The organism is Bacillus ndiopicus (assembly GCF_000612805.1).
Classification (GTDB): domain Bacteria; phylum Bacillota; class Bacilli; order Bacillales_A; family Planococcaceae; genus Metasolibacillus; species Metasolibacillus ndiopicus.
The window spans coordinates 17,530-42,469 of record NZ_HG964407.1 but is presented as its reverse complement, the minus strand read 5'-3'; the positions used below and the strand labels follow the sequence as shown (position 1 = coordinate 42,469).

The 24,940-nt window shown below is 35.9% G+C and carries 23 protein-coding genes; 16 read left to right on the top strand and 7 right to left on the bottom strand.

Going from position 1 to position 24,940, the window contains the following annotated elements; all coding sequences use genetic code 11:
* Positions 1-4 precede the first annotated feature (4 nt).
* Together TY13_RS13600 and hpaB are read right to left on the bottom strand one after the other, a co-directional pair.
* The gene (locus TY13_RS13600; protein WP_042477021.1) at positions 5-1,228 is read right to left on the bottom strand and encodes an MFS transporter; all 1,224 of its coding nucleotides are present in this window, start codon (positions 1,226-1,228) and stop codon (positions 5-7) included.
* A gap of 453 nt (positions 1,229-1,681) precedes the next feature.
* Positions 1,682-3,118, bottom strand: coding sequence for a 4-hydroxyphenylacetate 3-monooxygenase, oxygenase component (gene hpaB / locus TY13_RS13595; RefSeq protein WP_042477018.1), 1,437 nt, complete (start codon positions 3,116-3,118; stop codon positions 1,682-1,684).
* 172 nt (positions 3,119-3,290) lie between these two features.
* Between hpaB and TY13_RS13590 the strand changes: the two genes are divergently transcribed.
* From TY13_RS13590 to TY13_RS13555, 8 genes are all read left to right on the top strand, one after another.
* Positions 3,291-3,638 (top strand): ArsR/SmtB family transcription factor, encoded by a 348-nt coding sequence (locus TY13_RS13590; protein WP_042477015.1) that lies wholly within the window; start codon positions 3,291-3,293, stop codon positions 3,636-3,638.
* 1 nt (position 3,639) lies between these two features.
* A complete protein-coding gene (locus TY13_RS13585) occupies positions 3,640-5,733 on the top strand; it encodes a heavy metal translocating P-type ATPase (RefSeq protein WP_042477012.1) in 2,094 nt (697 codons plus the stop codon).
* Between the two features lie 270 nt (positions 5,734-6,003).
* Complete coding sequence (locus TY13_RS13580) at positions 6,004-6,288, top strand: late competence development ComFB family protein (RefSeq protein ID WP_042477008.1); 285 nt, start codon at positions 6,004-6,006, stop codon at positions 6,286-6,288.
* Positions 6,289-6,644: 356 nt separating this feature from the next.
* Positions 6,645-7,064 (top strand): transcriptional regulator MntR, encoded by a 420-nt coding sequence (gene mntR / locus TY13_RS13575; RefSeq protein WP_042477006.1) that lies wholly within the window; start codon positions 6,645-6,647, stop codon positions 7,062-7,064.
* 24 nt (positions 7,065-7,088) lie between these two features.
* On the top strand, positions 7,089-7,943 hold the full coding sequence (locus TY13_RS13570) for a CvfB family protein (protein WP_042477003.1): 855 nt from the start codon (positions 7,089-7,091) through the stop codon (positions 7,941-7,943).
* Positions 7,944-8,053: 110 nt separating this feature from the next.
* Positions 8,054-8,956 (top strand): DUF1002 domain-containing protein, encoded by a 903-nt coding sequence (locus tag TY13_RS13565; protein ID WP_042477002.1) that lies wholly within the window; start codon positions 8,054-8,056, stop codon positions 8,954-8,956.
* A gap of 20 nt (positions 8,957-8,976) precedes the next feature.
* Complete coding sequence (locus TY13_RS13560; RefSeq protein WP_042477000.1) at positions 8,977-9,255, top strand: GNAT family N-acetyltransferase; 279 nt, start codon at positions 8,977-8,979, stop codon at positions 9,253-9,255.
* A gap of 368 nt (positions 9,256-9,623) precedes the next feature.
* Positions 9,624-9,935, top strand: a complete 312-nt coding sequence (locus tag TY13_RS13555; RefSeq protein ID WP_042476999.1) for a hypothetical protein — start codon at positions 9,624-9,626, stop codon at positions 9,933-9,935.
* 62 nt (positions 9,936-9,997) lie between these two features.
* On the opposite strand, the gene TY13_RS13550 is transcribed toward TY13_RS13555, so the two are convergent.
* The 3 genes from TY13_RS13550 to TY13_RS13540 form a co-directional block, all read right to left on the bottom strand.
* Positions 9,998-11,143 carry an MFS transporter gene (locus tag TY13_RS13550; protein WP_042476998.1) on the bottom strand — a complete coding sequence of 382 codons (1,146 nt, stop codon included), beginning with the start codon at positions 11,141-11,143 and terminating at the stop codon, positions 9,998-10,000.
* Between the two features lie 103 nt (positions 11,144-11,246).
* Entirely contained in the window at positions 11,247-12,770 is a 1,524-nt protein-coding gene (locus TY13_RS13545) for a succinate CoA transferase (RefSeq protein WP_042476996.1), read from the bottom strand.
* Positions 12,771-13,121: 351 nt separating this feature from the next.
* Positions 13,122-13,772, bottom strand: coding sequence for a LytTR family DNA-binding domain-containing protein (locus TY13_RS13540; RefSeq protein ID WP_042476993.1), 651 nt, complete (start codon positions 13,770-13,772; stop codon positions 13,122-13,124).
* Positions 13,773-14,667: 895 nt separating this feature from the next.
* On the opposite strand from TY13_RS13540, the gene TY13_RS13535 reads away from it, so the two are divergent.
* From TY13_RS13535 to TY13_RS13520, 4 genes are all read left to right on the top strand, one after another.
* Complete coding sequence (locus tag TY13_RS13535) at positions 14,668-15,471, top strand: helix-turn-helix transcriptional regulator (RefSeq protein ID WP_042476990.1); 804 nt, start codon at positions 14,668-14,670, stop codon at positions 15,469-15,471.
* Positions 15,472-15,599: 128 nt separating this feature from the next.
* On the top strand, positions 15,600-16,346 hold the full coding sequence (yidC, locus tag TY13_RS13530; RefSeq protein WP_042476988.1) for a membrane protein insertase YidC: 747 nt from the start codon (positions 15,600-15,602) through the stop codon (positions 16,344-16,346).
* Positions 16,347-16,356: 10 nt separating this feature from the next.
* A complete protein-coding gene (locus tag TY13_RS13525; RefSeq protein ID WP_042476985.1) occupies positions 16,357-16,605 on the top strand; it encodes a hypothetical protein in 249 nt (82 codons plus the stop codon).
* A gap of 65 nt (positions 16,606-16,670) precedes the next feature.
* Complete coding sequence (locus TY13_RS13520) at positions 16,671-17,528, top strand: D-alanyl-D-alanine carboxypeptidase family protein (RefSeq protein WP_042476984.1); 858 nt, start codon at positions 16,671-16,673, stop codon at positions 17,526-17,528.
* Between the two features lie 95 nt (positions 17,529-17,623).
* On the opposite strand, the gene cls is transcribed toward TY13_RS13520, so the two are convergent.
* A complete protein-coding gene (gene cls, locus TY13_RS13515; protein WP_042476981.1) occupies positions 17,624-19,081 on the bottom strand; it encodes a cardiolipin synthase in 1,458 nt (485 codons plus the stop codon).
* A gap of 338 nt (positions 19,082-19,419) precedes the next feature.
* On the opposite strand from cls, the gene TY13_RS20900 reads away from it, so the two are divergent.
* Positions 19,420-19,560, top strand: coding sequence for an Lmo0850 family protein (locus tag TY13_RS20900; protein ID WP_195891703.1), 141 nt, complete (start codon positions 19,420-19,422; stop codon positions 19,558-19,560).
* 95 nt (positions 19,561-19,655) lie between these two features.
* Here TY13_RS20900 and TY13_RS13510 read toward each other — a convergent pair whose 3' ends face one another.
* Complete coding sequence (locus tag TY13_RS13510; protein ID WP_042476979.1) at positions 19,656-20,843, bottom strand: FtsW/RodA/SpoVE family cell cycle protein; 1,188 nt, start codon at positions 20,841-20,843, stop codon at positions 19,656-19,658.
* A gap of 543 nt (positions 20,844-21,386) precedes the next feature.
* Here TY13_RS13510 and TY13_RS13505 point away from each other — a divergent pair.
* The 3 genes from TY13_RS13505 (at position 21,387) to TY13_RS13495 (ending at position 24,875) form a co-directional block, all read left to right on the top strand.
* On the top strand, positions 21,387-22,130 hold the full coding sequence (locus tag TY13_RS13505) for a hypothetical protein (protein WP_042476977.1): 744 nt from the start codon (positions 21,387-21,389) through the stop codon (positions 22,128-22,130).
* Between the two features lie 300 nt (positions 22,131-22,430).
* Positions 22,431-23,501, top strand: coding sequence for a D-alanine--D-alanine ligase (locus TY13_RS13500; RefSeq protein WP_042476974.1), 1,071 nt, complete (start codon positions 22,431-22,433; stop codon positions 23,499-23,501).
* Positions 23,502-23,513: 12 nt separating this feature from the next.
* Positions 23,514-24,875 carry a UDP-N-acetylmuramoyl-tripeptide--D-alanyl-D-alanine ligase gene (locus TY13_RS13495; protein WP_042476973.1) on the top strand — a complete coding sequence of 454 codons (1,362 nt, stop codon included), beginning with the start codon at positions 23,514-23,516 and terminating at the stop codon, positions 24,873-24,875.
* The last annotated feature ends 65 nt before the right edge of the window (positions 24,876-24,940 follow it).

The following is a 24,940-nucleotide window of genomic DNA, read 5'->3' as shown; positions in this document are numbered from 1 at the left end:
ATTATTACTTCGAATCTGCTAATTGATCTTTTTTTTCTAATTTTATACTTAAGGCTGTTAAAATGACAGCACCTACTACCATAACACCGCCTACCCAGGCTGTGTGAATTAATCCTAATGAATTTGTGACAATACCACCTAAATATGCTCCTAGCGCGATACCGGCGTTAAATGCAGCAATATTGATTGCTGAAGCAACATCGACAGCGCTTGGGACAAATCGTTCAGCCAATATAACAACATAAATTTGCAGTCCAGGGACATTCATAAACGCGAATAATCCCATGAAAATAATTGTAATAAGCCCTGCTACTCGGAATGGCGCTGTAAATGCCAATATGAATAACACAATAGCTTGGATTAAGAACATATAAAATAACGCCTGAATTGGTTTTCGGTTTGATAGCTTTCCGCCAACCATATTGCCAATTGCGATGGCAATACCGTACACTAGCAAAATAATTGTAACAGTGCTCGCTTTAAATCCTGTTACTTCTTGTAGTAGGGGTGACAAATACGTAAATGTTACAAACGTTCCACCGTACCCTAATGCGGTAATGATGAAAATGAGTAACAGTCGTCCATTCGTAATCAATTTAAATTGATTGCGGAATGATACAGGTGCACCTTTTTTTAAATTAGATGGAATTAGTATGCTATTTGCAATTAAAGCAACCACACCAATTAATACAATAAGGATAAAAGATGCTCGCCATCCGAATTGTTGACCGATAAATGTTCCAATAGGCACGCCTGTAATAGTTGCTACTGTTAATCCAGTAAACATTGTGGCAATTGCACTAGCGCGTTTATCCTCTGGTACAAGTGCAGCTGCAATCGTTGAACCGATTGACATAAAAACGCCATGTGCAAATGCAGACACAACTCTGGCTACAAGTAAGACAGCAAAACTCGTTGCCATCGCTGCAATCCCATTACCTACTATAAAAATAACCATAATCCACATTAAGAGCGATTTGCGCGACATACTAGCTGTTAACGATGTTAAAACTGGAGCACCAAATGCTACTCCAAGCGCATATAAAGATACTGTTAAACCAGCTGTTGTTACAGAAACGTTTAAATCTTTCGAGATAGATGGTAATAAACCGACACTGATAAATTCGGTTGTACCAATTCCGAATGCACTAATTGCTAGTGCTAACAATGCAAAGATACTTCTGTTATTTGTTTGGGTATTTAAAGAAGATATTGTATTTGAATTCAAATGAATCCCTCCTAATATTAAAATATATATTTAAGTAATGTACGAGCTAAAAAGTAACATAGGAACTTTTAGTACTGTACTACTTATTGTCCTCTTCCGAATGCTATTATGAAACATATCGAAAGCAATAGTAAGTACGTACTTTTAAGTGATATAGGCACTAAAAGGTAACATTTATGTGATTTAGCTAACTTAAGTTGAAAATTATATTGTGGGAGGTTTTCAAAAGAAGGAAAATAAAAAACTGTGGTCTTTGTTATTTGAAGAAGGGGATATAAAAAACAACCCTGAGATAACAATGACGTGAAGATGCCATAGTCCTAAAATAGAATATTCATTGATTAGGTATGAATCAGCTTTAAATTCCGGCTAGCATGTCCATGTTCATTGTAGGAGAATCAGCATATTTAATAGGCTGAAGGGAGTTCATTATTTCCCTAGCAGCCCATTCCACTAATCTTTTTTGTCTAAAAAGCTTTCTATACGACGAACGAACTCTTCATTATTGTATGAGTGATATAAGCCACTAGCTAGACGAATTGGGTCACCAAAAAAGAATCGCTCATATAGTGTCTGCCTTGTGCCAAAGCTGCTCATCGCTAAGTCCCAAGCTAAGCGGAACTTTTTTACACGTTCTTTCCCACCGTCTTGAAATGACTGTAAATAATGCTCTAAGTCCCCATCATCTGCTGCAAAAGCTTTTTCACTTGGAATGGACATTAGTCCACTTGCGCCAAGTATCTGTATAATTTCTGTAAATTGAGGGTACATTTTAGGAAACACTTGTATGGCAACTTGTAATGTTGGCTGATGTGGTCGTAGAAACCCAAAAATATCTCTATGCGCCTCCAATTCAGATTTTAACAACAATGCTTTCATTGTTTCTAATGTCACGATAATATCCACTACCTTTTGCTGTACATGTGAATAATCTCCAATATTAATCGTCTTGATAATGGATTGTACCACGCCTAAAATAAATTCTGTTTTAACGATTTGCCGTGATAATACTTGGTGTAACGTGTATGCTTGAAAGCCACTAATATTCATAAATTGACTGGCTACCTCTAAATTTTCATAATAAAAAACACGCTCCCACGGTACAACGACATCATCAAAAACAACAACTGCATCCATTTCCTCGAAGCGACTACTAAGTGGATAATCAAACACAGAGGTATTATCAACAAAAGATTGTCTACAATAAAATTTTAAACCTGGGGCATTGCTCGGAATAGAGAACCCAAAACTCCGCTCTAAATCGAAGCTGATTGAAGATAACACTAGAAGTTCATCAGTCATTCCGCCTTGTGTAGCAAGCAATCGTGCTCCTCTAATAACAAGCCCTTGACTTGTTTTATCTACAATTTTTGCTGCAATAGTAGTTTCATCATCTTCTATATAATATTGTTTTCGATTCACTTGCGGCTCAATAAATGTGTGTGTCATCGTTAAATCTTGCTCACGCGCAAATTCGTAAAACTGCTGCAAATGCTCAGGAAAGCAATTCGGCTTCCCCTTCAAATAATCTGCGGCGGATGCTAAAGCCATCAATGTTGTGTTCATATAGTCAGGGCTTCTACCCATAAAGCCATGAGTACACAATGCCCACTCCCTTGCTGCTAGCCTTCTTTTCTTAAGGTCTTCGGCAGTCAAAACTTGGCGAAAGGACATTCCAACACGCTCAAGGCTTGTTGGCGATACATACGTCAGTTTGTCAATAAAATCTTCTTCATGTTGTCGGTCAAAAAGCTTTGCCTGACTGCACATCACGCCTTGAAAAGCGGGGTGCTCCGATACTTTTCCCTCTACTTTTTCACCATCGATGGAAATAAATGATTGGAGTGCATCAATTCGTTCAATATATTGTTTGCCTGTGCGTATGGACATACTTTCACTCCTACTTATTTTTGTATAGAGTATATGAGTAAAAGTATTAGATGGTTCGCATCCAAAGAACTAAAAGCTTTAACATTTTTTAACATTCAAATAAACATTTGAATGTTAGTTGCATATATTATATACTACAATCAAATGAACGTTTGAATGAGGTGAGAAAGTCATGAAAGATATTTGCGAAGTAACAAAGAGTAATGAAGAGACAGTAGAGCGTGTGCAAGGCCAATTGCCAGAGCTAGGGCATGTAGCAAAGTTTTTAAAAGCACTCTCGGATGAAACGAGATTAAAAATCGCTTATGCATTGACAATAGAAAAGGCATTATGTGTTTGTGATGTAGCAGCAATTATTGGATCGTCTGTCGCAACGGCTTCACATCATTTGCGTTATTTGAAAGAAAATCGTTTAGCAAAGTCTTATCGCGAAGGGAAGCAAGTGTATTATTCTTTAGCAGATGAGCACGTTTATCAAATTGTGAAAATTGCTTATGAGCATGCGGAGGAGGACAATTAAAATGGCTACTAGTGAACAGCAATATCGGCTTGAAAATCTGTCTTGTGCGAGTTGTGCGGCAAAATTTGAACGTAATGTTCGAGATATTCCAACTGTTGAAGATGTGCAGCTAAACTTTGGTGCGGCAAAATTAACTGTTGTCGGTGATGCTACTGTTGAGCAGCTTGAAGAAGCAGGTGCCTTTGATGGTATTAAAGTAAAGTCAATTAATGACCGACGAAAAACAGTAATCCCATTTTATAAGCGTAAAGAAAATATTTTTGCAGGCTTATCTTTATTATTTGTACTTGCAGCTTATATTACAAGCTCATTTAAAGGAGAAGAGAGTACGCTTGTTGTGGCTCTTTATTTAGGTGCAATTGTTGTCGGTGGGCATGCGATGTTCTTAACTGGTTTTAAAAATTTACTGCGCTTTGAATTCGATATGAAAACATTAATGACAATTGCCATTATTGGTGCGGCGATTATTGGTGAATGGCAAGAAGCAGCAGTCGTTGTCTTTTTATTCGCTGTGAGTGAGGCATTAGAGGCATATTCAATGAATAAAGCGCGTCAATCGATTGAAACATTAATGGATATTGCACCACCTATCGCTTTAATTAAACGCACACATGGCGACCATACGCATGAAGTAGAAGTTCCGACAGAGGATGTGCAAATCGGAGATATACTTATTGTTAAGCCAGGGCAAAAAATTGCAATGGATGGTATTGTGATAAGTGGCACATCATCAGTAAATCAAGCGTCGATTACAGGTGAATCCATTCCTGTTCATAAAGCGCTAGATGATGAAGTATTTGCAGGAACATTGAATGAAGAAGGTGCACTTGAAGTAAAAGTAACAAAGTTAGTAAATGATACAACAATTGCGAAAATCATTCATTTAGTAGAAGAAGCACAGGCGGAAAAAGCGCCATCTCAAAAATTTGTTGACCGCTTTGCAAAATACTATACGCCAGCCATTATTGTTGTTGCGATTCTCGTAGCAATTATTCCTTCGCTTATTACAGGGAACTGGCAGGAGTGGATTTATCAAGGCTTAGCGGTACTTGTGGTTGGTTGTCCATGTGCATTAGTTGTCTCAACACCTGTTGCTATTGTTACAGCAATTGGTAATGCGGCAAGACACGGAGTACTAATCAAAGGTGGCGTATATTTAGAGGAGCTAGGTCATATAAATGCAGTTGCCTTTGATAAAACAGGTACTCTAACAAAGGGAACGCCTGAAGTAACGAATATCATAACAGCAAATGTTACAGAGCAGGAGTTATTAACTTTAGTAGGGGCTGTTGAAAAAAAATCTCAGCATCCATTAGCACAGGCAGTTTTGAAAAGAGCGGCTGAGCAGCGTGTGGAAATCGCTAGTGCGGCAGATTTCCAATCGGTAACAGGGAAAGGTGCCTATGCAATGGTAGATGGGCATCAAATTGCAGTAGGTAGCGTGAAATGGATTGGCTCATTAGCTTCTATTAGTGAAGAGTTGATGCAGCAAATTGAGAAGTTAGCAACCGAGGGGCAGTCAGTTATTGTAGCAGCGCGTGATAATGAATGTATTGGTGTGTTAGCAATTGCTGACCAAATTCGTAAGGAAAGTAAGGAAGTAGTATCGGAGCTTGAGCATAGTGTAATGTTAACAGGTGATGCACCATTAACAGCGCAGGCAATCGCAAAGAATTTAGGTATTGCAGATGTTCGAGCAGGGCTATTACCAGAGCATAAACTACAAGCAATTAAAGAATTACAAGGACAGTATGGAAAGGTTGCAATGGTAGGTGATGGCGTGAATGATGCACCTGCACTTGCGACGGCTTCTGTAGGTATCGCAATGGGCGGTGCAGGCACAGATGCAGCATTAGAAACAGCCGATATCGTGCTAATGGGAGATGATTTAACGAAGCTACCTTACACGATGCGTTTAAGCAAAAGAACATTATCAATCATTAAGCAAAATATTACGTTCGCACTTTTATTAAAGCTAGTTGCGCTACTGCTAGTAATTCCAGGATGGCTAACTTTATGGATTGCAATTTTTGCGGATATGGGTGCAACTTTACTTGTTGTATTAAATTCACTACGTCTACTTAATAAACAATAATTTTGAGCTAGAGGGTTGTCCGAAAAGCAGGTGTGCTGCTTTCCGGGCAACTTTATTGAATTAAAGTAAGATAAATGCTAGTGATAGAGAAATTTACCTTAATATTATAGTGTATACTGTCATTTTTGTAATAATGAACGGGTTATTTGCATCATAGTATATGATGTTATATGATAAAAGAACATATGAAAAGATGTACTAGTACAAAACTTTTGGTTAGTAAAGGGAGTATGAAAAACTTCAAGTACATGAGTGATTGAGGCGATGTAAATGACACAACCAATTTTAGTGAATGTAACTGAAGAAATTGTCCGTGGACTCGTTCGATTTTTGTTGTATGGGGCAGAATACCAAACGTTTTGTCATTGTGAACAATGTGAAATGAATATTATAGCTTCAGCATTAAATAATTTACCTCAAAAATACGTTACATCTGATGTGGCGCGAACAAAAGCTTTCAGCGTTTTAAGTACACCACACAATATCGAAGCAATTAATAAAGAAATTATTCATGCGATTCATAAAGTAGGGCAGGGTTTAGATCATAGTGAATAATAGAAACAGCCTACAACGGTCAAAATGATACGTTGTAGGCTGTTTTGCTTGTTAAATTATAAAATTAAATTCATTATCCATAAAAAATTTTTATAACAAGATTAATTTGAAAATGAAAAAGTAGATTTACCTTCGAAACTCGGTTAAATATCCTTTTTTAGGTTGTTTTTTAAACATCTATGTTTTTGGTACGAAAAAGAGAATCATAAGTAAGAATGACTTTAATAAAATTGCGCAGGGCTATCGAAAAAACAGGTATTGACCTGCTTTTTCGATAGCCGCCGTTTTCAGTTAACTTTTCGCCCAAATATGTAGTAAACTTAATATAGTTAAATGAAAGAGAGGGGTTTTCGGATATGCCAACACCAAGTATGGAGGATCATATCGAGCAAATTTATTTATTAATTGACAATAAAGGGTATGCACGAGTGTCCGACATCGCAGAAGCATTATCTGTTCTACCTTCGTCAGTTACGAAAATGGTTCAGAAGTTAGATAAAGATGGTTACTTAGTATATGAAAAATATAGAGGTTTAACGCTTACAGCAAAAGGGGAAAAACTAGGAAAGCGATTGGTGCAAAGGCACGATTTACTAGAGCAATTCCTGCGAATTATTGGTGTAGACGAGGAGCGTATATATGAGGACGTTGAAGGAATTGAGCACCATTTAAGCTGGAATGCGATTGATCGAATTGCGGATTTAGTACAGCTAATGGAAGAAGAGAAGGACTTTGTGGCAAAGCTAGATGCAATGAAGGCACAGCAAAATATATAAATGACAGAGAGGAATTTGCAAAAGATGAATGAATTACGTTCAGGGCAAGTTGTAGAATTAACAGTATTGGAACAACAAGGTTCCCGCTATATATTAACGAATGGCGATGTTGAAATCCCATTAAATATGTCGGAGGTGGCAGAAACTGTTGATGTGGGAGAGCGCATTACAGTGTTTTTATATGCAGATCGCCGAGGCGATTTACAAGCAACAACTGCGCTGCCAACGATTCTTGAAGGGCAGTACGGTTGGGCTCGCGTTTTAAAAGTAACACGTGAAGGGGCAGCAGTTGATATTGGCTCATCGCGTGAAGTTATCGTAAAAGCAGAGGATTTACCAGCATTACAGGAGCTTTGGCCTCAGCCAGGTGACCATTTATTTATGACGCTGCGAACAGACCGCAATGGTGATTTATTTGGTCGCTTAGCAACAGAGGAAAAAGTGAATGAATTATATGAGGGTGCCTTTGAGGACATATATAATAAGAACATCCTTGCACGCCCATATCGTTTGTTACCTGTAGGCTCATTTTTAATTGGAGTTGATACACCATATCGTATCTTTGTTCACGAATCAGAAATGAAGGCTGAGCCACGCTTAGGACAAGATGTACAAGTTCGCGTTATTGATGTGAAAGAGGATGGCTCACTAAATGGCTCAATGTTACCTCGTAAGCATGAGCGTTTAGGTGATGATGCAGAAAAAATTTATGCATATTTAGAAAGTGTTGGCGGTAAAATGCCATTTGGTGATAAATCGGCACCAGAGGAAATTCAAGAGATGTTTGATATGAGTAAAGGTGCCTTTAAACGAGCATTAGGTTCATTAATGAAAGCACGTAAAATTAAACAAGAGGATGGTTGGACAGAGCTTGTGTAGGCTTGCTTGCAACCTTTTACTTTTAAACACGTACTAATAGACATGGGAAAGACGTATGATAGTACGGATTACCAACAAGAGATAGTAAAGTGTTTGAGGGGAGAAAAAATATGAAGCAAAAATGGATTATAAAGCTTGTCATAACGGTGTTAGCTTTGGCGGTATTTGCACCGCTTGCGAGCGCAGCAACACAGAAACCAATAAATGAAAAACTAGGTGTACCAATTGTCGTATATGGCGCAAATCTTTCAGAGGCAGAAAAAGAAACAATAAAAACAGCATTACGTGTTAACGAGGAGCCTGAGATTGATGAAGTAACGGTGTCTGGTGATGATTTAGTGCAATATATTAAAAATAGTAATGCCAGCTCTCGCATGTATTCTTCGGCAAAAATTACACGTCAGGAAGAGGGCAAAGGGTTAATTATTAGTATCGTTACACCAGAAAATATTACAGAAGTAACTGCTGAAATTTATGCGAATGCAATGATGACAGCTGGTATCGAGGATGCTATCGTGGAAATTGCAGCACCGAAGCCAGTAACAGGCCACTCAGCATTAGTAGGGATTTATAAAGCTTATGAAGTTAAAACAGGTGAGAAACTTGATATTGAGCGTACCGATGTAGCGAATGAAGAGTTAAATGTTGCGACAGCAATTGCTGATAGTGCGGATATCTCTGATGACCGTGTAGCAGAGCTTTTAACAGAAATAAAAAAAGTAATTGCAGAGCAAAAGCCTGCGACACGTGAGGAAGTACAAAAAATTGTTGAGGATCAATTAGCGCGTCTACAAATTAATTTAAGTGAGACAGATCGACAACTATTAATCGATTTAATGGATCGCATTCGTGGATTAGATATTGATTTTTCAAAGCTATCTTCACAGCTATCTGATTTAAGTAAAACTATTGAAGAAAAATTCGCGCCTATTTTACAAGATGAAGGTTTTTGGAATGGCGTGAAAAACTTCTTTAATAAATTAATAGAAACAATTTCTTCATGGTTTAAATAATCAATAAGGGGATGGATGCAATGGAATTTACTTTAGTAAGTAGTAATGGACATTTTGCTTATGAATACGAGCAGAATGGAGAGCGCTTAGCTGAAATTACATGGTCTGAGGAAAATGGTGTGATGCATATGGATCACACGTATGTATCTGATCAATTGCGTGGACAAGGGGTAGCTAAAAAATTGTTAGACAAAGCGGCAGAGTATGCTCGCGCTAATAATTTAAAAATGCACGCAATTTGCTCCTATGTGGTCGCTTCCTTTGAAAAGAGCGATGCATACGACGATGTGAAGGCATAGCAATATATTAAAAAAGAGTTGTCTGAAAAGAAGCTAGTACACTGCTTTCAGACAACTTTTTTGTTGTTTAATTTACTTAGAAAATGTAGCACTATTTAAAACACGAAGAAATACACGAGCGATGTTAACACGCCTGCCGCTCCTAGTATTGATAATACTTCTTGTCCGCCAAACTGTATGTCTTGAAATTTAAACATTTTTCATCGCCCCTTTCTATTATTATTGCTTTTATACCCTAAATTAAAAAAATAGAAACATTTTTTATGAAAAAATAGGGGATGTCACTGATTTACATACCAAAATGTTTAAACTATAAATCGGTAGGGTATAACTTCCATATAACGATAATAACAATGGAGGGATATATAATGGCAAAACTAAAAGGAAAAGGCGTTGTTATTGCAGGTTTAGTTGCAGGAGCAGCGAGCTATTTAAGTAAAAAGGAAAACAGGGACAAAGTAATGAACTATATTCAGGATGCAAAAGCAAAAGCGACTGAAATGATGGATGGAATGAGAGACAATAGGGCATCAATGGAAGAAGAAACACCGTTGCAAAATCTAGCTGAAACGGCTGGTAGCGCAGATACGACTGAAATTCGTGAAAACAATATGATTGCGGAAGGTGCACAAACATCGGTACAGTACTATAATGAAAATGACCAAAAAGAATTAACTTAATGAAGGAATTGAAATATAAAAGGGCGTGTCTTAAAAAAATATTAAGACACGCCTTTTATATTTTAATGTACAGCTTGTTTTTCTTTGCTGAAATTAATTAAGCTTACACCAGCGAAAATTAATAAAATTACACCAGTTAAAATGAAGCCTTGTGTATGGTTTAATGCAAGTAATCCTAGTAAAGACGAGCCGATGACAACACCAAATGAGAAAAAGGCGTAAAAATAGCCATAAGCTTTCCCTCGTACTTCTACTGCTGTGGAGTCGATTAACAAAGAGTTAATAGATGGGAATAATAAACCAAAGCCGACACCATAGCAAATAAGCGCACTATATAACATACTGCTATCACTTGATTGGCTTAAAATTAACTGACTCACACCCATTAAACCAATTCCGATTGCTAATGTATATGTAGGAGCCACTTTATCAAAAATTCGGTTTGTCGGTAAAATAAAGATGAGCACAGCTACAATGCCAAAGATGCTCATTAACATCCCACTCATGCGTGAATCAAAGCCTAACGATTGCACATGCAAAGGAAGTTGATAGGCGATGACACCTTGGGAAAACATTAGGAAGAATGCCCCGATAAAAGCTTTAATTGTTCCACTATTGCGGAAAAATGTGCTTACAGCAATTGCTTGTTCTTGCTTTTTTGATTTTACAATCTTTGTATTACGCAGCATAACGAGCGTTAAAACGCCTAAAACTAGTATAAAAATAGCCGTGATACTAAAAACAAACGGTACGCTTTGGCGGCTTGCCATGATACCGCTAAATGCTGGTCCGACAATTGCCGCAATACCTACGAATGCTCCAGAAATGGCGCTACTTTTGCCTCGCTTCGTGTGCTCTGTAGCATTTGCCAAGTAAGTAAAGGCAGCAGGAACGATAAGCCCAGCTACTAAACCGTGTATAAAACGAATAGTTAATAAAAGAATAGGTTCTTCAACAAATCGATATAATAAAAGGGAAACCCCTGTTAGCAATAAGCCGATAACAAGAACGTGGAAAGGTCCTTTTTTATCTGTCCAAAAACCTGACAAAATATTGCCGAATGTATTAGAAAATGAATACATACCTACAGCTAGTCCTGCTATAAACGGTGTTGCACCAACAGATTCTGCAAACGTACTCATTACAGGGAGCTGTGTAAATAAGTCAAAGAATGAGAAGAAAATAATCGCATATATAAAGAAACGCATAGCTAGCCTCCATTTGATAATATTTCTCAATAATTGATTATATCATTCTTTCAAGAGAAAAAGACAAAATCTGATTGAACAGATTTTGTCTTTTTCATTAATGTTAAGCTTGGGCAGGTACTTCTTGCTTCATTGTTTTATTTTTAGCAAGATTTACGTGCCAAGAAAGAGCTTCTTCTAAAATATGTGGTGTTTGGTGATTACCAGTTGCTTCAACAGCGCGGTTGTAGTAATCACGTAATTGATCTTTGAAATCTGGGTGTGCACAGTTTTCAATAATTAATTGAGCACGCTCTTTTGGTGCTAAGCCACGTAAGTCAGCAATACCTTGCTCTGTTACAATTACATCTACATCGTGTTCTGTATGGTCCACGTGTGAAGACATTGGTACGATTGAAGAAATAGCGCCGCCTTTTGCGTATGATTTCGTTACGAAAATACCTAGACGAGCATTACGTGCGAAGTCGCCTGAACCGCCAATACCATTCATCATTTTTGTACCTGAAACGTGAGTTGAGTTTACGTTACCATAAATATCTAACTCAAGAGCCGTGTTAATTGAGATTAAGCCCAAACGACGAATAAGCTCTGGATGGTTAGAAATTTCTTGTGGACGTAATACAATTTTATCAGCATATTTTTCTAGGTTGCCATATACTTTTTTCTGTAATTCTTCAGTAAGTGTAATTGATGTTGCTGCAGCGAATTTTACTTTACCAGCATCAATTAAGTTGAATACTGCATCTTGTAATACTTCAGAGGCTACTACTAAATCCTCAAACTCTGAATCAGCAAATCCTTCTAATACAGCATTAGCAACAGAACCTACACCAGATTGTAATGGCATTAAGTTGTTTGTTAAGCGACCCGCTTTAATTTCAGAACGGAAGAAATCTAATAACAAGTTTGCCATTGTTTGAGTTTCCTCATCTGCTGGTACGATTAATGAAGGAGCATCGGGCTCTTCAGAAATAACGATTGCTTGAATTTTTTCTAATGGAACACGGATACCAATTTCACCAATGCGTTGCTGTACATTTGTCATTGGGATTGGATCACGAGCACCTTGCTCACCTGGAATATAAATATCGTGGATACCTACTAATGATTCTGGATGAGAAATATTTAACTCTATAATAATGTTTTCAGCATATTGTGCAAAAATAGGTGAGTTACCAACTGAGTTTGTTGGAACAATTAAACCATCTTCTGTAATAGCAACTGCTTCAATAATTAAGTGTTTAATTGGGCCAATAATTCCTTGGCGAACTAATTCAGCGTTATGAGAAAGGTGAGCATCTACATAAGTTACTTGGCCTGAGTTGATTAGGTTTCGAATACCTGCATCTGCAATGAATGGTCCACGCTTACGGATTGCCCCTACAGTAGCTAAGTGATTGTCAACTTCCGGTCCTAATGATGCCCCTGTGTAAACATCAATTTTTAATGGCTCGTTTTTAGCGCGTTCTGCAAGTGCCTCTGGTACAACTTTTGCGTCACCAGCACGTGTAAAACCGCTCATACCTACTACAGTACCGTCTTGAATAAGAGCAGCGGCTTCCGCAGCAGAAACAATTTTGTTAGCTAATTCTTTTACCCCTAAACGTTTTTCAATTCGTGAATCCATTGAAAATCCTCCTCCGCAAAAAGTTTATAGAAAATTGAATTTTCTGTTTTTTAAAAACAGGTATTAAAATACATACCACCACATATTATCACTAAATTGTCACAATTTCTTCATGATATACATGAAAGTGCTTAAAAAATGTTTAAGCGAGAAAAAAAGGGAATTTGCGATATATTTAAGATTGTGTAGCGGTATGTAAATATGTCAAAAATATGAATTTTAATACTTAATGAACCAAAGGCTGTTTGCAACAAACATAATAATAAATATTCGTGATTTCTAAAAGTGGATTGAAAATTATCACTAAATTTATGAAGTGAAACAGCCCTCCTTTCAAATCGTATAAAAAATTTAGAAGCCTAATGAGCGTCGGAAGTAGCTTGCGTAACGCTGGCTTACAGGGATACGTGTCCCATCCTTCATAATAAGTAAAAACGTTGAGTGAGAATCTGGTTGAATTTCATCAATAAAGTCAATATTTACGATGTATGATCTGTGGCAACGAATGAAAGAGTCAGGTGCTAAAAATAGTTCTAAATCACTTAAATTCAAACGGTGGTAGCCTGCACGATTCATTGTTTTAACATATGTTTTGCGTAGTTGTGTTTCCAAATAAATGACTTGGCTATGCTTAATTGGGTACCAGCAATCATCTATTTTAATTGTAATGTAGTTTGTTAAAAATGGTGATGGCTTCTGAGGAAAGACCGCGGTTATCGCTCCCTTCATTTCGCCTTCTTCCATTAAAGGGATACTCATACCGAAGTAGGGTACTCCAAAAATCTCAGGCTCTATATATGTGCTTACTTTTTGACCATAAGTAAGAGCTTGAAATGCTGCAGAACCCTTTTTTACTGGATCACCTGGTTTAATTTTTAAATCTACTTTTTTACTGGGCTGGTAATACAAATATTCATCGGTATTTGAAATTGCAATTGATGTATCCTCTGGGAAAAACTCTTTAATTATTTCCATAATTTCTTCCACTTGTTTTGGATCCATAATGTGACACCTCTTTTAGATAAATAAAGTCTTTATCCTCTATTTTACTATACTCCTTTATATTTGTGCTATAGAAGATTTGAGAATAATGCAGAGATTATATGCTTTTTTCTACAAAGAAATTAAAATTTTAAAAAAAATAAGGGGCATCTAGTTATTATTAAAATATTAATTCTTCTATAAAAGTATATAATTGGATAAATTTTATTAACTCTTGTCCTATATTTAAATAATTTTAATTTTTGTTTAGATGTTGTTGAGTTAAGCTTACTATAATAAATAATATCGTCATGAGCTAAAAAATAATCAGATTTTAAATAGAAGTTGCAACTATATTAACATTGTTAATATAGGCTTTACGCTTTTGTTTTAAATGAAAATAATTTGTTAGTAAAATAAAGGGAATAGTAATTCTACTTTTTAAATAATAGTAAAATTCAACTAATGAAATAAAAAATATTGGTTGATAAAAAAACATAAATTATGGTAATATTCACTGTAGTTACTAAAAAATTTCTAGTAATTTAGCGAAAATATAGTTTCAGAGTAATAGTTTTTTTAATAGTATTAATCTTAATTTGACAAATTATTTTTGTATTAAAAGTGAAGCATCAGCAACAAATAGGAGTTGAACGTTTGTTTTTAACTCTAAAAGCAATACATGAGTGTGTAATGACTTCGCTCCCAATGTAGGGAATAGAAGTGGATGGTCTGTATAATGCGGGCTAGTTAATCGTGGGCGCATGGCGTGGCGATTTTAAGTTAACTTCTTCCTCAAATTAACTCGAAAAAATCTGAACTTGAGTTAGCAAAGACGTAATTGATTACGATGAAAATATGCATCTTGTTTAACAACTATGTAATCTAGGAAGGTATGAGAGTATTTTTAGGAAAGATGGGATATATTATGCAACCACAGCAATCGATAGCAGGGACAATATCTAAACGTTATTTTCAGGAAATTGATAATATTAATCAATACGATGGTGTGGAAGATTTTTTTGCTATAGAGTCGAGATTATTATTTGAGATTTACCATTTAGAAGAGATAAAGGCGAAAGAATCGTTACGTGCATTAATTGATATATTATCCATTCGCTTTGGTAAACAAATGATTAAAGCAGTGCGCCAATATTTTGTAGTTTTATCGTCAATTGTTGCACGAAAGCTGCTCGATAATCAAGTACCTCCTAAAAAGGCATTTGCATTTAATTTAGCTTGTACAGATATGATTGAGAATAAAATGAAGGATGCTGAATTTTTACAATTTGCGGATGATTTAATAGAGTTTTACGTGTATTTTATTGCGGATCGTAAGCAACCGACATTTAGCCATCAAACTGTTAATAAAGTTATTATGTATATAAATGATGAATTGGAAACGGACTTGACAGTGGAAAATATTGCTAATAATTTTCATATTAGTACAAGTCATTTATCACGTATTTTCCGAGAGCATGTTGGAATTACATTAGTTGAATACTTAAATGTGCGTCGTGTTGAAGAATCACAGTATTATTTAAGGCATACAAATAAAAGTATTACGTCCATATCAAATCAATTCCATTTTTGTAATCAAAGTTATTTTACGCGCATTTTTAAAAAATATACTAGTGTGACACCAAAGCATTTCCGTGATGAGCTTCACCATGATTTTTATCGCTTCGACATGGTTGATAAAAAGTTAGAGAATGCTTAATAAAGGGAATAATTACAAAAATAGGCAAAGTCAATAAAGTGACTTTGTCTATTTTTGTAATGAAATAATTGAGTGCTTGAAAAGATTGCTGTATACTCACCATATTAACAACTATAGAAGGTGACAGTATGAAAAAAATAATGATGTTTGGTATGTTAGGGAGCCTAGCTTTATTGCTAAGTGGTTGCAAGTCAGTGGAAAATCAAGAAGGCTTCTTTTATAGCTTTTTCGTAAAGCCAATGGATTATTTGTTAGATTTTTTAGGGAATGACGTATTTAACGGAAGTTATGGGTTAGCTATTATTGCTATAACGATTACAATTCGTTTAATATTAATGCCTTTTATGCTGCGAAATTATCGAGCACAAGCAGCCATGAAGTCGAAGATGGATATTGTAAAGCCGAAAATGGAAGAAATTCAACAAAAAATGAAAGAGGCTGAATCAAAAGAAGAACAGGCCAAATTACAACAAGAAATGCTTTCTCTTTACCGTGATCATAATATAAACCCATTAAATATGGGGTGTTTACCAATACTAATTCAAATGCCTATTATTATGGGGCTTTACTACGCAATTTTATACTCACCAGATGTGAAATCGCACCAATTTCTATGGTTTAGCTTAGGGTCACCTGATATTGTCATGACAGTTATCGCTGGAATTGTGTATATGGTTCAAGCGCAAGTATCATTATGGACTGTGCCTGAAGCACAGAAAGCACAAATGAAGATGTTTATGTACATTTCACCGATTATGATTGTCATCATTTCATTTTCATCAATGGCGGCATTACCGTTATATTGGTCAATCGGCGGTTTACTTCTTATAACCCAAACATATATTGGGCGAAAATATTATTCAGAGCATAAGTAAAGGAGATAGTATGAACGAGAAAGTAATATCAATCCTACTGGTTGTTATCAGTAGCTTGTTAGCTATATTTTTCATAATTAAGCAAAATTTTAATTTAGCGGTGTTATTTTTAACGGTTATGTTTACATTTTCGAATTTCTTTCGTTATCGTAGCTTTATGCGTCAAGGATATGTCAAAGAAGCAAAATGGATGCGTAATTTAGCTGTATTTTTTGGGCTGGCAACAGTGGCAGTAGTTTTTGTTTTAGTCACAAAGTAATTGTCATTTTCAAAGAATTAGATGGTACAATTAAGATAATTTAGTAAGGAAAGTAGGCGCAAGAAATGAGGGGCAATCGAGCGAAAAAAACAAGTGATGCTTGGAAAATCGTGATTATTTCAATTACTTCATTATTAATTATTGGTGCCATTGTGTTTACAGTAAAGGAAAAGCAAGAATTAATAAAACCTTCATTAAAACCGCCTGTTGAAGAACAGTCTAATGAAAACAATAATTCTACGGAAGTTCCAGCTGAAACAGATGTACAAGAAGAGAACGAAGATAAAAATGATGAGAAGTTAAATGAAAATCAGCAAGAACAACAGACTGAACAAAAGGACGAGCCAAAGTCAATTGAATATGATGAAAGTGGCTATCCAGTGACACATATTGAGCCAGTTGAGCCTACTTATGTGAAAGGAATTTTAGTAGCAAATAAGCAATACCCATTACCGAAAACGTACAATCCAGGCGAAAGCCCTGAATCGAAGGCGGCATTAGGAAAAATGCTTGCTGGTGCCAAAGAAGCTGGATTTGATTTAACAGCATTTAGCGGTTTTCGATCTTATGAATATCAAACAACTTTATATACAAATTACGTAAATAGAGACGGGAAAAAAGCAGCGGATCGCTATAGTGCGCGTCCAGGTTATTCTGAGCACCAAACAGGATTAGCCTATGATATAGGCGAAAAGGGACGCGAAAATTTATGGCTAACGAGTGAGTTTGGCGAAACAACGGCAGGGAAATGGCTACATCAGCATGCACATGAATATGGTTTTATTTTGCGTTATCCACAGGGCAAGGAAAATATTACGGGCTATATGTATGAATCCTGGCATTTCCGCTACGTAGGTCTTGAAATTGCAAAAGCAGTTTACGAAGCAAATACAACATTAGAGGAATATTTGGGATTAAAGTAATTGTTCGGTAAGATAAAAAATAATTGCTGATTTTTATCAAAGTGTAAATAGCTGTTGGGGAATGTAGGAAGTACCTACTTTCCCAACAGCTATTTTTATAATATTGGCGAAAGTAATCGGGAAATTGATTCCTTGAACTTTACCATATTTGAGCGATTATCATAAGTTTCCTTCGTTAATTCAGTGCTATCAAAAATATCTGTTTCAAATGCCTCTGCTAAGTAATGTGCAATCGGGCGATCATAAATAAAGGCATTTACTTCAAAATTTAAGCTAAAGCTACGCACATCAATATTTGCTGTACCAACTGAAGCGACTTCATCATCAATTACAAGTACTTTAGAATGAATAAAACCTTTATTATATTGATAAATACGTGCGCCTGCTTTTAGTAATTGTCCTACATATGAATAATTTGCCCAGTAAACAAAAGGATGGTCAGGTTTATTTGGAATCATGATACGGACATCGATTCCGGATAATGCCGCAATACGAATTGCATCTAAAAAACTGCTATCAGGAATGAAATATGGTGATTGTATATAAATATACTTTTTGGCATCTGCGATTAACCGTAAATAGCCGTTTTTAATAACCATCCAATCTGTGTCTGGTCCACTTGAAACAATTTGCAACGCCGCCGTGCCCTTTTGAGGGATAACAGGAAAATAACGTTCAGCATATTTTACACGATGATGGTGGCTGGCTTGATTCCAGTCAAGTAAGAAGCGAGTTTGTAAAGGGTGCACAGCGCTTCCTTCAATACGTAAATGTGTATCACGCCAATAGCCAAACTTTTTATTTAAGCCTAAATATTCGTCACCAACGTTAAAGCCACCGATATAGCCAATGCGTCCATCAATCACAACGATTTTACGATGGTTTCTGAAGTTTAAACGCGGATTAATAAGCGGTAAAATAGAAGGGAAAAATACTTCTATTTCTCCACCAAGATTTAGTAGCTCTTTGAATTGTTTTTTACGAACACTGCGAGAGCCCATTTCATCATATAAAATTCGCACCTTTACACCTTGTCTAGCCTTCTTAACTGTTGCGTCAAAGATTCGTTTTCCTATATTATCAAGCTTGAAAATATAGTACTGAATATGAATATGATCTTTTGCGTGCATGATATCATTAATTAATCGATCAAATTTTTCGGTACCGTCATTCAAAATTTCGACATGATTATCTTGAGTTAATACAGAGTGATTTGTAATTAAATTCATATAAATTAAATCCTGATGTGCCTCTATATGTCCTCCGCGAAATTCTAACTTATTTTCTTTAATAGCTTCAATTTGATAATCGATTAATGCTTTAATACCAATGCTTTCGCGACCTTCCCAGCGATAGAAATGCTTCTTACTAAGCTGTCTACCAAGCAATAAATATAAAACGAATCCAACGACTGGAAGGAAAAACAACACTAGTAGCCATGCCCATGTAGACGATGGGTCTTTGCGCTCCAAGAAAATGACTGCGATAGCAAATAAAATATTGAGCACTAAAATAATAAGAGCGACAAAGCTAGTTTCCAAAACAGTAAGCATAGCAACACCCACTTCCTAATTTTTTGAATACGCGAAAAATATGTACAATATCATAAATAATAGTAGCACATATAGACTGTTTTAATAAAGATATGTAGGGGTGGATGAATAAAATAATAGAAAAGGAGCATATTGTATAAGTGGGTAGGGAGAATTGAAATCACAGTTAATATAGGTTGTATTAAAAATAATTTACGTAGTTGTAACATAATTGATAAATTTTCAAGTGAGAATTAATGATATGATATGTATAGAAAAATAAGTCAGACCTCTTAAAGGTGAAACTTTCTACTATCCTGAAACGTTTATATAATATATAAAAGGCTGAGGTGGAGCAAATGGCGAAAGAAATCGACTTAAAGAAAATTGTTTCAAATTTATCTAAGTTAGGTGTGAACGCAACTGTTACGAAATCTCGCATTGAGCTTTTGAAAGTATTGACACCACCAACACAATCACCACAAGCACAACAAGCATAAGAAAAAGTAAAGTAGGCATCTCAAAATAATTTTTGAGGTGCCTACTTTTGTTTTAAGCAGGGAAAGAAATTTCCCTACTCAATTAAATAGTCACTTTATTCATCATCGTCATTACCAGAGAACATATATGTTTTATAGTGGAATCGCATACTAAAGACGAGTCCAATTGCGAGCGCATTCCCCATTAAAGAACTACCACCATAGCTTATGAATGGTAATGGAATACCTGTAATCGGTAGTAGCTGAATTGTCATTCCAATATTTTCGAAAACATGGAATGTAATCATTGCGATAATACCTGCACAAACATATGTGGAAAATGGATCTTTCAATAATAATGTTGTTTTAGTTAAATGATAGATTAATAGGAAGTATAAGCAAATAGTGAAGCTTGCTCCAACAAATCCCCAATCCTCGCCAATTACTGCAAAAATAAAATCTGTATGATTTTCTGAAACATATACTTCTCGCCCTTTAAAGCCCTTACCAAAAATCTCACCTGAGCCAATCGCATTCAATGAAGTGATAAGATGATATCCTTCATTTGAAGAATATGAATATGGATCAAGCCATGAATAGATACGGGCAAATTGATACGCTTTAAAACCGAATGTTTTTTCTAAAAAATCCTGCATATAAAGTGCCATCCAAAGTAATGCACCGCCAGCAGCAGCGCCGCTAACTAAGATAGGCAAAATAATTTTCCACGAAACACCTGCGACTATAATTAGAGCTGCTGTAATGGCAATAAAAACAAGTGATGAGCCAAGGTCCGGTTGTGTCATAATAAAAATCAGCGGTACCATAAGCGTAATTCCTATTTTAACGAGTAAAATAAAATCCGTTTTGAGTGATTTGATTAAATATTTTTCGTGATGCTTACTAATTAATCGAGCTACTGCCAAAATAAAAAAGGTTTTCATAAACTCGGAGGGTTGAATACTTCCGACACCTGGTATATGGTACCAGCTTTTAGCACCGTTTTTTCGCTCTACAAGATCCATTCCTTCAGGTAATACCGCCAGTACAACTAACAATAAAATACCAAAGCCAAATAAATACCACGACATCTTTTTATATTGATCTGGCTCGAAATACATAATAAAGGAAATAATGATTGCACCGACTACATACCACTGAAGCTGTCTTGGTACAAAGTTAATTCCATATTGACCGCTTGTTTGAGCGGATGAGATAGCTAGTAAACTAATAGCTAGAAACATTAATAATATGACAGCAAGTGCCCAATCAAAACGTTTCATAAATTGACGATTATTTTCCATAAAATTCACCTTATTCATAAGTGCTTAACTGCATTATTGTTCTTTAATCGGTAGGTGTTCAATTTCTCATTGAATAAGAGGAACTCCTACTAAAAGCACTACGTCTTATTTTAACGAGGTAATGCCCTAAAACCTTTGATAAATATCACAAACATTGAAAAAGTCAATTAATCAGCGTATCGTAACATTCTTAAATCAATGCCCAACTATTAACTAAAAAAATCTAAGTACGTATTAGCTAAGGCGTAATTGATTTTAACATATTATATGAAAAATTACTGTAGACTAAGTAATATAAAGTGAAACTCCATCCTACGGTAATTTTTACTAATAATGATTTAGAAGGCTATTGATTTTCCCACTAAAACCTTGAATACTTTTAGTAGAGAAAATGTTACTTCCATAATTACTCGTCGTAAAGAATATTATTGTATGTTAATATGTGATAAAAATTGAGACGATGCCACCATTTAAAATGTTTCAAAAAAACAAAGAATAGGCATATAATAGGAGTATTAATGGATTTGAAGGGGCGGGTAGGCAGTGGCAAGAAAAATGAGAGCAGCAGAGGATTATATGCACCATTTGTATATACATATGAACGATGTTGACCATTTTGTCATTTTTAGTAGGTTAACACATAAACAATTTCTTTCTTCTGCAGCATCATTACAAAATTTACTTTTAATAAAGCACGCTTATGAAGATGGTTCTTTTAATATGCACACACAGCTAGATTTTATTTCGACGGAAGATTTACCGAGCTTTGCGAAAACGGATTTAAAAGGAAATTTATGTTTATTAGATTTCAAAAATGAGCAACAAGTGAATGAGTTAACACCGTTAGAGCAAGCTGAGCTTTTATATATTGGTCATAAGCGAGAGCCTCTTGCTTCACCGTTTTTTCAAAAGCTACAAAACCGTTATATTTACTACGCTGCACCAGAAGATCAAATGACAAAAATATATTTCCGCTTTTTAGCTGACGTAGAACAGCTGATTGCAAATTTATTTAATCAAATGATTAAAGAAAAAGAAGGCGCAGGGAATTTTTGGAGACGGAAATCTGCGAAATTAATACCAGCTATTGATGCAAATGTGTTGCGTTCTTGGCGTCATTATATGAAAGAGGGGGCACTTTTGTCGTTAAGTAAGCAGGAAAAACCGAATTCTTGTTATAGCATAGAAATTAGAACTTTAGTTGACTATGATTTTCCTGATGAAGTTTGGGATGATTTGAATGATATTATAAAACAGAAGTATGATGAGCTTATTTTAATTAGCTGATTTCAATAGAGGTTGACAGCTAATATTGATAAAAAGATTTCTGGTTATCACAAACGTAGCAAGGTGGATTTGCGGGGGCTGGTTGGTTCAGCGCCCTCAAATTACTCCAATAAATCTTAGTTAAAATCGGCTAAGGTATAAATTGATGGCACCCGCTGTATTTTTTGCTAACAGCAGCTGGGTGTTTTTTTAACCAAGATTATGGTCAATCGTTCATATTGAGCAGTTAATCGTGATACAATACAAATGCTTTATAGACGAAGTTTTAAGGTTATTTTGATTAAATTAGGGGGAAACAAGATGATGAAAAAAATAGGGTTAGTATATGGAGGGAAATCTGCAGAGCATGAAGTATCGCTATCAACAGCGATGGCAGTTATAAAAGCTGTGGATTTTGCTAGCTATGAAGTGTATCCCATTTATATTACATTAGACGGTGAATGGCGCACAGGTCCCCAATTAACAGCTCCTGTAGAAAATGTGGAGCAATTACAATTTACTAGAGAAGAGAGCAAGCCAAATAATATTACAGAATTTATTGAAGCACATAATACAATTCAATTTGATGTTATTTTTCCATTGTTGCATGGAACAAATGGCGAAGATGGAACAGTTCAAGGTTTATTTGAAGTGTTAAATATTCCGTATGTAGGAAACGGTGTACTAAGTTCCTCTGCTGCAATGGATAAAGTTGTAATGAAGCAATTATTTGAAATAGCAGGTTTACAGCAGGTCCCATATATTTATTTCATACGCAGTGAATGGAAAAATAATCAACAAGACATCGTAAAAAAATGTGAGCAACAGTTAACATGGCCGTTATTTGTGAAGCCTGCCAACTTAGGCTCAAGCGTTGGGATTAGCAAAGTAAATAATGAAGAACAATTAGTAGAGGCAGTAGAGTATGCTTTTCAATATGATCGTAAAATAGTTATAGAGCAAGGTGTAGTTGCACGTGAAGTTGAAACGGCAGTGCTTGGTAATGATGAGCCACAAGTTTCAGTTGCAGGTGAAATTAAACCAACTACTGAATTTTATACGTATGATTCAAAGTATAAAGACGGCTCTACAACGCTTATTATACCTGCAGAGCTTTCTGCACAAGCTACTGAGCAATTGACAGATATGGCGAAACGCGCATTTAAAATACTAGATTGCGCTGGACTCGTGCGTGCAGATTTCTTTGTTACAGCTGAGGATGAAGTGATTATTAATGAAGTAAATACGATGCCAGGCTTTACACCTTTTAGTATGTATCCATTGTTATGGCAAAATACAGATGTTTCGTATCCGCAATTAATAGATCGATTAATTCAATTAGCTGTTGAGCGTTATGAAGAGAAGCAACAATTACAGTACAACAAAGATTGAGTGGGATAAAAAGTGAAAAAAACAATAAAGCAATTAGCTGCATGGTTAAAAATAGATGAGCAATCGCATGAAGATGTTGTTGTAACAGGTATTTCAATTGATACTCGCACAATTCAAACTGGTGATTTATTTGTACCATTTCGCGGTGAGTCGGTGAATGGTCATAAATTTGTTGAGCAAGCATTTGAAAAAGGGGCAGCGGCTTCTTTGTGGCTTAAAGATGAGCCAAACCCGCCCGAAAACCGACCATTAATATTCGTGGATGATGCAGAGCAGGCATTACAGCAAATGGCTATTGCTTATCGCAGCGAGCATAAGGCAACATTTATCGGTATTACAGGCTCTAATGGTAAAACTTCTGCGAAGGATATAGTAGCAAGTGCATTAGCGCCGTATTTTAAAGTGCAAAAAACAATTGGCAACCTTAATAACCAGCTAGGACTACCGATTACTATTTTACAGCTTGCTGAAGATACGGAAGTATCCGTGCTCGAAATGGGCATGAGTGGCTTTGGTGAAATCGAGCTTTTATCACGTATTGCGCGCCCACACTTAGCGATTATTACAAACATAGGTGAAGCACATATGCAAGATTTAGGCTCACGAGCAGGCATTGCGCAAGCAAAATATGAAATTACACAAGGCTTATTGGAAGAAGGCTTCCTTATTTACGATGGTGATGAACCATTATTACGTGATTTAGTAGCTGAAGATGTATATACAGAGGCAAAGGCATTTGGCTTTGATACAGAGCATGAGCTTTATGTAACTGAAATTACAACTACTGAAAAAGGTAGTAGCTTTACTGTAAATGGATTAATTAATGGCGAGTTTGCAATCCCTATTTTAGGTAAGCATCAAGTGAAAAATACACTAGCTGCGATGCTTATATGTAGAGCGATGAATTTAACAGATGAACAAATTGGCACGGCGCTTGCGCAAATTGAGTTAACAGATATGCGCATGCAATTAGTGGAAAAGGGTCCATTGTTATTTATTAATGATGCGTATAATGCAGCACCGACATCTATGCGAGCTGCTATTGATTTTATGCAAACGACAACAATTCGACCAGAAAAATGGCTTGTGCTTGGCGATATGTTAGAGCTTGGAGATGACGAGCAAGCCTTTCATGAAAATATTGCACAATATATAGATAAAGCTACTGTGCAATATATTTGTTTATATGGTTCACGCATGAAATGGTTATATGAAAAACTATCCACAACATTTGATTCTGAGCATTTAATTTACAGTGAAGAAGACTATATGCCAATCGCACAAAAAATTCAGGCTAATGCCAATGAGCAATCCATTATTTTATTAAAAGGCTCACGTGGTATGAAGCTCGAAACGATTTTGGAGCATCTGTAATAAAACAAAATACCAATCAATAGAATTTTTTTCTATTCTAATGATTGTTAGTTTTCATCAAATCA